This is a genomic window from Thermoflexus sp. (assembly GCF_025055495.1).
In the GTDB taxonomy this organism is placed as follows: domain Bacteria; phylum Chloroflexota; class Anaerolineae; order Thermoflexales; family Thermoflexaceae; genus Thermoflexus.
The window spans coordinates 1-9,456 of the sequence record NZ_JANWXB010000303.1 but is presented as its reverse complement, the minus strand read 5'-3'; the positions used below and the strand labels follow the sequence as shown (position 1 = coordinate 9,456).

Genomic DNA, 9,456 nt, shown 5'->3' with positions numbered 1-9,456 from the left:
CTGGCGGAAGGCTGGACGCGGCTGGGGGATCGATGGGGAAGGGGATTCCGATGGGGGACCGCAAGCCTCGTGGCCATCGGCGTGATCGGGCTGCTAACGGCGGTTCTCGTCCGGGTTCCGATACGGGCTCTCCAGGGCCGGTTGGTGGTATCGGACCTTCCGCACTTCCGGGGGGCGCTGATCGATCCGGGTCTCCGGGAGGGCGTGAGACAGGACATCGCCGCCCTGGCTTCCCTTCGCGAGGAGGAGCCGGTGTTCTTGCTTTATGGTTTCGCAGGATTTTATTATCTGCTCACGGGGCTGCGTAACCCAACGCCTTTTGATCTCCCCCTGGCGACTGCCTTTGGCCGTCACGGGCAGGAGGAGGTGATCGCCGCGATCCGGACGGGCCGGATCCGGACGGTGTGCTGGGAGAAATGGGATTGGATCCTGCGGCCTGCCCAGGTGGAAAACTTCGTGGCCCACCATCTCCGCCCGGTGGGCCGCATGGGCCCATGCGTCCTTTATCGTCGGTAACTTTAACCCGTCAGGCTCTCCCGAAGTTCGGGAGATGGTCCCTGCGCTTGCGGGGATAGACGGTGTTTTCTCCCCCCTCCCCGAGACCCTTGGGGCCTCGGGGAAGGGGGAGAAGGGAAGGAGGAGCCCTACCTGCTCTTCGGGAGAAGGCGCCCCATCGGATCCATCGCTCTGGTTGCCCAGGGCGCGTCAAGATGGGGTCGGGCGCGGCCGAAGGCCGCGGTCCCGATCGCCGTTTTCATCCTTCTCCCCAGCGAAAGCGGAGAAGAGGTTCAGGGCACAGAGAGGGATCCGCTTTACCAGAACCCTCCCTCCTCCCGCACGAGCGGCTCCAGGTATTCGATTTCGATGATATGCCGGGACCAGAGGCGATCCCCCTCCCAGGCCTCGGCGATCACCTGATACCGACCGGGAGGCAGTTGCCGCATCATGGACTCCGCCGCGTCCAGCGCCTCCCGGCTCTCCAGCGGGGCCTCGAAGAGCTCCATCACGTTCATCAGGCAGCGGACCTCCTGAGGCGCCAGATCCACGGTCATCTCGCCCAGAGGGAGCGACACGGGCCCTTCCAGGCGGAGGGAAACCCGGAGGGAAGCCGGTCGATCCAGATCCGAGATCACCCATATCTCCCGGAAGGGCGGCTGGCCCACCCCGCCCCGTTCCACATACGGGACGATCGACACGAGCACCGGGCTGGAGGCCTGCTGGAGGGCGAAATAGCCTCGCTTGGGGACCCGCTCCACATCCAGCACGGCCCAGGTGATGCCTTCCCACGGTTCCACAAACATAAAGTGGAAGTAGCCGACGATGGAGCCTTTCGCCCGCCGGTAGGCGTGAACGGCGAACTCGATCAGCCGGGCCTGATAGCGCTGGCTGTTCTCCACGAACGTTTCCAGGCTCTCGCCCATCTCGATCCCGGCGATGCGGAAGGTTTGCTCGGGCTGGAAATTGTGATAGACCCAGGTCTCCCACCGAGGAGGCCAGGCGTCCTCCCCCAGGGCCCGGCGGAGCAGCTCGGCGCGCGGGAGGGCCTGGGCGCCGAACTCGGAGGGCAGCGGCGCCCCAGGTAGCGCCTGGAAATCCCGCCAGTGTCCCCAATACCAGCCGGGATAAGCGTGCTCCCGGAAGTCCGAGGCCTCTTTCACCGGACGGGTGGGATCGGCGGCGCGGAGGGTCGCGGCCACTACCGGAGCCAAGGTTTGCCGGTTGTGGGTGGGTTCGTTGTGGGCGCACCAGAGGAAGATCGAAGGATGAGCGCCGAAATGCCGCACCATCGCCCGGGCCTGGCGCACGGCCTCCTGGGCGAAGGCTTCATCTTCCGCATAGCCCCATTGGAGGGCGAAATCCTGCCACACCAGGATCCCCTCGCGATCGCATGCGTCGTAGAAAGCGGGATGGGTCAGATGGGCGTGCACCCGGACGGCGTTGAGGTTCGCCTCCTTCAGCAGCCGGACATCGCGGGCGGCGTCCTCGGGGGTGTAAGCGGCCAGCCACTGGGTCGGGATGATGTTGGTGCCCCGCAGGAAGACCCGACGGCCGTTCAGGAGGAACCAGGGGCCTTCCTGGGAGAGGGTTCGAAAGCCCAGGGGAACCTCAAGCCGTCGATCGTCCAGAGCAACCTCCAGCCGGTAAAGGTGCGGAAACCCCCGCTCCCAGATCTCCCAGCGCGGAAGATCCGGGAGATCCCAGATCAGGGAAACCGAGGATCGTCCCGGGGGTAGGTCGATCGTGCGGACGGTGGTCAGAGGCTCTCCCTGGAAATTCTCCGGGCGGAGCGAGAGGCGGATCTCCGATCGGCCTGCCTGCTGGGTGTCGAGGGCAAGTTCCACCTGGAGCCGCCAGCCCTTGGGCTGAGGGAAGGCGAAAGGGGTCCCGTGCAGCAACGCGATCGGCCCGGTTTCGAAAACCGTGATCCCGCCCCACAGCCCACCGGTGCCCTTCTCCTGACCGCGGGGCGTGACGCCGCCGGGTCGGCAGTCGTGCTGGCCGAAGATCCCCTTGATCTGGCGTTTCAGGCGCGGCCACACGGTTCCGTAGGGCTCCTTCGGAGCGGCCACGCGCAGCCACAGGGTGTGAGGCTCGCGGGGCAGCTCCAGCCACCAGGGCTCGAAGTAGCCCTCGTGGCTTCCGAGAGGTCTTCGATCCGCCCAGGCCTCGCCGAAATAATCGGCCAGCACCTGAGCCCAGCGCCGCGCCCCGGTCGCTGCGGGCAGATCCAAGCGATACCATCCGACTTCGGCCTCGATGCCGTCCAGGGTCCATTGGTGGGGAAGGGATACCTCGCGCCAGCCTTCAGCAGGCAGCTCCTCAGGGGACTTCGCCGGATGTGGAAGAAACATGGCGCGCATAGGAGCTCCTCCAGATCGGGATGTGGCCGGATGGTCTCTCTTGGGATTGCTGTCAGGCTCCTGGCCCCTGGGGATGGATTATAGGCCTTCTACGAAGGTCTGGTAAAGCTGGTTAAAGAGGCCGATGATGGAGGCAGCGAGCCATGTTCCCCATCTTTCAGAGGGAGGTGCAGATCCTTGTTGCTCCTGCTGGTCATGGGGCTCATCGATCTGGGGCGGTCCTTCGTGGTCTGGCTGGCCATCCATGACGCTGCCGCCGAAGGGGCTTTATATGCGGCGGTGAACCCATATTGTCTCAATCCCAGTAGCCCTCTATCCCTGGACGCCGATCCAGAAGTCGGATGCGATGATCCCAAGAATGTCCAGTATCGGGCCTACACCCGCGCCCTGAGCGAGACCCGCTGGATCCCCTTCTCCCTGGTAGACCCCAGCCGGATCGCGGTGATCGTCGCGCCGAACCAACTTTCGCCCACCCCGGCGATTTATGAGGGCGATCCGATCACCGTCATGGTGATTTACACCATGCCGATCATCACCCCGATCATGCGGGCCATGCTGGGCCCTGAGCTGATCATCCGGGCCCAGGCCATCCAGATCGCCCTTGAGGCCAAGCCGAGGAACCCGTAAGACGGCTTTGGCCCGCTGCCCTACGCGCTTTGTTCTCCCCTCGCCCCAACTCCAAAGCACCGCGGCCCTTGATAATGGATCGATCCCCTCTCCCCAAGACCCTTCAGGCCTCATGAAAGGAGAATGCAGGGAAGAGAGGACATCGGTTACGGCATCCAACCGGTTCGTCGTTGAGCACTGCCTTGATGAAGAAGCTCACAGGCGGAAACGTAATAGGTTGCACAGGATGAAGACGGCCACGAAGATCCCGATCGCCAGGAAATCAATGGGTTTCATCTGTAGTGTCTGGATCTCTGTAGGACGGCCAGGTGAGCCGAACCCCTTGGTTTCCAGGGCGATCTGGAAATCGTTGGCCTTGCGGAAGAGAAGCAGGATCAGGGGGGTGATGATCGGCACATAGGCCCTGCGCAGGCGGGTGATCGGCTCCATCCGGTCAATATCAAAGGCCCGGAGTTTCTGGGCGTCCACGATGTTGTTCCACATCTCGAAAATCAATGAGGTGAAAGAGAGAGCGCTGACGAACATGAACGTCATCACTTTGGGCAGGCGAAGCTGGTTCATGGCCGCCATCAGCTCGGCGTTCGAGGTGGTCATCACCAGCAGGGGCAGCGAGGAAGCAGCTGTTAAAATGCGCACGGATAGCATGAAGCCCAGCTGAACGCCCTCCAGCGTCAGTTCCCCCACGTTCGAGCCGCCGAAATGGAGATCCCCGAACTTGATCAGAACCGTCTTCCCATGCCGGTAAGTGAACCCCTGGGCCAGCATCAGGAAGATAAAGGTGCCAGCCAGGATCTTCAGCAAGGCGGCGAACCGCCCCACCTCGATGCGCGCCGCCGCCCATAACGCGGCCGATAGCCCGAGCCAGATCAGCAGCACCGGGAGATGGCGGATGTCATAAAGCGGGATCAGGATCAACAACAGAGTGAGCAAGACATAGATCATTTTGGTAAAGGGATGCAGGCGATGGACAATGGTCTGACGCTGAATGTAACGGAACGGGACGTTCACGGCCAACCTCCCAGGACTGTCAACAGATCCTGAGTCGTCAGCACCCGCTGCGGGATTCCAAAAGCAGCAAGCTGCCGGGCGATCTCATGGGCGATGGGGGGACGGAGAAAGCTGCGATGCAACAGCTCGGTCTGGCCGAACACCTCCTCCGGCGTTCCATCGAGCAGGATCTGTCCATCCCACATCACGATCACCCGCTCCGCGTAGCGAGCGACCAGTTCCATATCGTGGGTGATCATGATCACGGTCCGCCCCTTCTCTTCCCGGAAGCGTCGGGCGAGCTCGGCCAGCTGATAGCGGCCCCGATGATCCTGGGCGGTCGTTGGCTCGTCGAGGATGAGGATCTGAGGGTCCAGGGCCAGGGTAGCGGCCACCGCCAGCTTCCGTCGATCCCCGAACGAGAGCCGGAAGGGAAAGATCTCTGCTTCCGTTTCCAGTCCTACCCAGCGCAGGGCTTCCTGAACCCGGATCTCCGCCTCTTCGCGGGGGATACCCAGGTTGCGCAGGCCGAAGAGGATTTCCTCGCGGGAGGAGATGGTGAAGAGCTGGTAATCCGGGTTCTGAAGCACCAGGCCAACCCGTCGGGCCAGCTGGCCCACCGAAAGGCGCCGCACCTCCTCGCCCAGCACGCGCACCTGGCCCGCTGTAGGTCGGAGCAGACCGACAATGCATTTCACCAGCGTGCTTTTCCCCGAACCGTTCTGTCCGATGATCCCAACGAATTCGCCTTCCCGAACCGTGAGGCTGACTCCCTTTAAAGCGGTCACCGGTGGATAACCCGGATAACGATAAACCAGATCCTGCACCTCGATCACCGCGGGACGTGCAGGAGATGGGGGTTGGACGGAATCCGGAAGCGGGCGTGGCCGGATCCGGCCCTGGCGGAGCAGGGTTGCGGCTTGTTGAGCGACCTGAGCGACATCCAGATCCCGTAATCGCTGACCATCCCCAAGGATCGGCGCTCCGCTCTGGCGGGCGATGTGAATCCAGACATGGGCTAAAGTCGGCGGCTTCACCCCCACCGCCTCCAACCGTTCCGGTTGCGCGAAAACTTCCTCCGGTGTCCCCGCGAGGACACATCGACCCTCCTCCAGAACCCAGACCTGGTCCGCCAGATCCATCACCTCATCGGTTTCATGCGTGGTCATGATGATGGTGAGATCCCGACTGGCCTTCAGGCGATGGAGGGCCTGGACGACCTCCCAGCGTCCCAGCGGATCCAGTTGGGAAGTGGGCTCGTCCAGCACCAGCACTTGGGGATGCATCGCCAGCACGGCGGCCAGGGCAGCGCGCTGCTTCTGCCCGCCGGAGAGATCCCGCGGGTTGCGATCTTCCAGGCCTTCCAACCGGACCAGGGCCAGGGCTTCCGCCACACGGCGTTCGATCTCCTCCCGGGGCACCTGGAGATTGGCAGGCCCGAAGGCGACTTCCGCCCGCACGGTGGGCATGAAGAGTTGAATCTCGGGATCCTGGAGGAGGACCCCACAACGCTGGGCGGTGATATAGATGGGGTCATCCCATGGATCGCGTCCGGCAACCTGAACCTCCCCGGTGCGTCGACCCCCGTAAATGTGGGGGATGATCCCGCTGAGCAGATAACAGAGCGTGGATTTCCCCGCCCCATTGGCGCCCAGGACAACGACGAATTCCCCCCGCCGGACGGTCAGGTTCAGGTCCCGCAGGGCGACAACTCCCCCCTCATAAGTAAAAGTGACCTCATGGAGTTTCACGATCGCATCCGTGTTTTTCATCTCATTCATTCCGGACATCGTTAGCTGAATCCAGTTCGGAGTTACGCGGTTTGTCTCCTTTCAGGGCTTTTGGGGGTGGAGCGGAGCGTCTTCGGCGTCCTGTTCCGCCCCAAAAATATTTTATCCCCCCTCTCCACGGCCCTTTGGATCGTGGGGAGGGGGATCCATAGATAGGGCGATCCAGCTCCCTCCAGCAGGCCCTCAACGGCGTAATTCAATCGCAGAGGATCGTGCTCAAATCACGCGCCGCTGGCCGGGCCCGATGGCGGAAAGGGGCTTTATCCAAATTTCGGGGAACCGGGGGTTAAGGCATCCTGCCTCAACCCTCCAACGATGCTTCTTTTGTGATCTGGGGGTTTTCAGGATCGGGGCTGGGGGCCGAAGGTTCCCAGCCCCGATCCTGAACGATTTCAGGGGGAAGGGTCAATCCCCTTCCGGACGGGCTTCGGTCCTCTAAAATCTCATGTTCCGGGTTGGACAAAGCACCAGGGCCTTGACCCGTTATGAATAGAGGTTGAGAGACAGAAGCCACGCTAAAAGACGATGGCCCTTCCCTGAAAATCCCAAATCAGGATGGATGCAACAATGGTTCCCATCCCCGGACGGATGGGAATTTTACCACAGCGCATCGGGGATGCGGGGCAGACCGCTCCGGGACAGCGCTTCCAGGAGCGGGATGGTGATGATCGTGGTCACTGCCGCGAAGGCAGGCACCCACCACGTATATCCAATGTAGGTGGCGATCCCCAGAGCGACTTCGTATTTGAAGACATACCAGTAGGGGAGGGACCAGGGAAGGAACCAGAGCAGCATGCCGATATAATAGCTGAAGAAGATGCCCAGGTAGCGGAGCCGTCGATCGCTGGATCGGGCCCAGGTGGGGAAGAGGCGACGGCCCAGCGGCGTGGCCAGGACGATCAGGGGGATGATCCAATAATAGCCTGCGAGGAGGAACTGAGTCGGCTGAGGCGGATAGCTGAATCCCGCCGCAGGGCCTGGCACGTAGAAGGGGAACAGGGTGCCGAAGATCCCCACCAGCACCGCCAGAGGCACCGCATACTTCCACCAGCGATCGTTGTGAATGACCAGGGCAACGAACAGAGCTGGCAGGGCGCCGGTAAGGATCACATCGACCAGTTGGAGAGGGAAGGCTGCTGGGGCGATGAACATCCCGATCAATCCACCCAGCACGGCAGCGACAAATCCTCCCAGAGGGCCCAGCAACAACGGAGCCATGGCGGAGAACACGTTCTGAAGGGGCACATAGCCTCCGCCGCCGACATAGGGGAAAATCGGCACCAGCGCGGTCACTCCGCAGAGGGCCCCATACAGCACAATCCAGGCGATGGAAGCCCCCGCAATCCGCATGCCCGCTCGTGTCTCCTTCATCGCCCACCTCCGAAGGACGTAAAGCGAGATTTGATCTTACTTTAAGTAAATCATAAATTTCGTATGCTGTCAAATTGAATAATGCTAATGATCTCATTTTTAATTGCAATCTAACTTTTGGGTATATGTTGATCGATAATAGCTTGGATGTCGGGATTTTAAAATGATTTTCGAAGGCGTGAAAGACAAAAAGTGGTCGAATGGTATGAAGCGTGTTATTCTGAATTAAGAGTTACGTCGTTCGCTTCCTCGGGAGGCTTCAGGGGCGGCGTCGAAGGTGCCTGTTCCGTCTCTAAAGAGATCCTTCCTCCGCCCCACGGCCCTTTGGGTCGTGGGGCGGAGGAAGCCAAGAAGGTGGACTTATCCTGCCCGGTTCGGCAGGCCCCAATGGCGTAACTCCCGTTGAAATTCCGAACGCTGGAGAACGGCATCGCTGGGGGGAGACGCATTGGATCTCTGCAGGGCTCCATCCCATCCGATCCCGGGGGAAGCTTCGCGTCCCGGCAAGATCGTATTGTTCGGCTCCGGGGAGATCGCGTCGGCCGGGCGGCGGGGACATGCGGCGGCGATGGCGGATTTCGAGCCCCCGGTGAAGGTCGCCGTGTTGGAGACCCCGGCCGGTTTCGAGTTGAACTCCGCACGGGTGGCTGGACGAGTGGCGGAGTTCATCCGGGAGCGCCTCATGGAGTTTCGTCCTCGCGTCCTGGTGATCCCGGCTCGCAAACGGGGAACCTCTCTCAGTCCCGATGATCCCTACCTGGTCGCCCCTCTTCTCGAAGCGGATTACATTTTTATGGGCCCGGGAAGCCCAACTTATGCGATCCGACAGCTGTCGGGAAGCGTGGCCTGGCGATATCTTCTGGCCCGCCATCGGCAGGGGGCCTCTCTGGGGCTGGCCAGCGCAGCGGCCATCGCCGTCAGCGCCTGGGCGATCCCGGTTTATGAGATTTATAAGGCCGGCCATGACCCCCATTGGGTGCGCGGCCTGGATCTGTTCGGGGACTTTGGCCTCCAGCTGGCCATTGTTTCCCATTGGAATAACCAGGAAGGCGGCGCAGAAGTGGACACCAGTCGGTGTTTTATGGGGCGCGAGCGATTTGAGGCGATGCGTCGGTTCCTCCCCCCGGAGGTGGTGATCTTAGGTATCGACGAACATACGATGGCGGTGTTTGATTTCCAGAAAGGGGTCGTCGAGGTGCTGGGCCTGGGTCGGGTAACGATCATACGCGCGGATGGAACACGGGAGGTGGAGGCTGGAGAAGCATTCCCCATGGCCTGGCTAGGGGACATCCGGATCCCGCCGCCGATCGAAGCGCAGCCCCCGCCCGGAGCGCCCGGCTTCCCTCGACCGATCCTGCCACCGGAGGTCGTGGCCCTGATCCGGGAACGGGAGGCGGCGCGACAGCGACGGGACTGGGCGACAGCCGATGCGTTGCGCAAACGGATCCAGGCGCTGGGATACGAGGTTCAGGATACCCGGGAAGGCCCTCGCTGGCGCCCTCTGGAGGATCCTACAGCCCCCTGGCAACCCCTGTGAGGAAACAACCCTTCCTCTCTCCCCATAAGGAGGGGGTTTGGGGCCAGGGAGGCCGCCAACGGTGACCTCCCCGGCCCCCAAGATCGGGGCACCACGGAAAAATCCCAGCGGGCTGAGATCTTTTTGATCCCCCTCTCCATGCCGCCGCGTAACCCCCGGGTTGAATAAAATGAATATGCAGAAAGGCAACGACCTCGCTGGCCTGTGGGATAGCACGCCCTCGGCTATCCCTCCAACCATGAAACACGCTACGGACAACCTTCTGGGCGGATCCGATAAAAGG

General features: G+C 62.1%; 7 protein-coding genes. 3 read left to right on the top strand and 4 right to left on the bottom strand.

Annotation, left to right across the window (positions count from 1 at the left end; all coding sequences use genetic code 11):
- Nucleotides 1-516 (top strand): hypothetical protein (locus NZM16_RS09575; RefSeq protein ID WP_295480153.1); only part of this gene is annotated, 516 nt, incomplete at its 5' end.
- A gap of 296 nt (nt 517-812) precedes the next feature.
- Here the strand turns inward: NZM16_RS09575 and NZM16_RS09570 are convergent.
- Nucleotides 813-2,861, bottom strand: a complete 2,049-nt coding sequence (locus tag NZM16_RS09570) for a glycoside hydrolase family 2 TIM barrel-domain containing protein (protein WP_295480151.1) — start codon at nt 2,859-2,861, stop codon at nt 813-815.
- 177 nt (nt 2,862-3,038) lie between these two features.
- Here NZM16_RS09570 and NZM16_RS09565 point away from each other — a divergent pair, with 177 nt between their 5' ends.
- Nucleotides 3,039-3,488, top strand: a complete 450-nt coding sequence (locus tag NZM16_RS09565; RefSeq protein WP_295448058.1) for a TadE/TadG family type IV pilus assembly protein — start codon at nt 3,039-3,041, stop codon at nt 3,486-3,488.
- A gap of 195 nt (nt 3,489-3,683) precedes the next feature.
- On the opposite strand, the gene NZM16_RS09560 is transcribed toward NZM16_RS09565, so the two are convergent.
- From NZM16_RS09560 to NZM16_RS09550, 3 genes are all read right to left on the bottom strand, one after another.
- Nucleotides 3,684-4,496, bottom strand: a complete 813-nt coding sequence (locus NZM16_RS09560) for an energy-coupling factor transporter transmembrane protein EcfT (protein ID WP_295480149.1) — start codon at nt 4,494-4,496, stop codon at nt 3,684-3,686.
- The gene (locus NZM16_RS09555) at nt 4,493-6,256 is read right to left on the bottom strand and encodes an ABC transporter ATP-binding protein (RefSeq protein WP_295448052.1); all 1,764 of its coding nucleotides are present in this window, start codon (nt 6,254-6,256) and stop codon (nt 4,493-4,495) included. Before NZM16_RS09555 ends, NZM16_RS09560 begins: the two co-directional genes overlap by 4 nt.
- A 606-nt stretch (nt 6,257-6,862) precedes the next feature.
- On the bottom strand, nt 6,863-7,636 hold the full coding sequence (locus NZM16_RS09550; protein ID WP_295480147.1) for a hypothetical protein: 774 nt from the start codon (nt 7,634-7,636) through the stop codon (nt 6,863-6,865).
- Nucleotides 7,637-8,084: 448 nt separating this feature from the next.
- Between NZM16_RS09550 and NZM16_RS09545 the strand changes: the two genes are divergently transcribed.
- Nucleotides 8,085-9,173 (top strand): hypothetical protein, encoded by a 1,089-nt coding sequence (locus tag NZM16_RS09545; protein ID WP_295480145.1) that lies wholly within the window; start codon nt 8,085-8,087, stop codon nt 9,171-9,173.
- Nucleotides 9,174-9,456: the final 283 nt, after the last annotated feature.

Coding starts and splice junctions, on each gene's coding strand:
- NZM16_RS09555 (WP_295448052.1), bottom strand. CDS start 6,256: ATGAATGAGATGAAAAACACGGATGCGATCGTGAAACTCCATGAGGTC.
- NZM16_RS09550 (WP_295480147.1), bottom strand. CDS start 7,636: ATGAAGGAGACACGAGCGGGCATGCGGATTGCGGGGGCTTCCATCGCC.
- NZM16_RS09570 (WP_295480151.1), bottom strand. CDS start 2,861: ATGCGCGCCATGTTTCTTCCACATCCGGCGAAGTCCCCTGAGGAGCTG.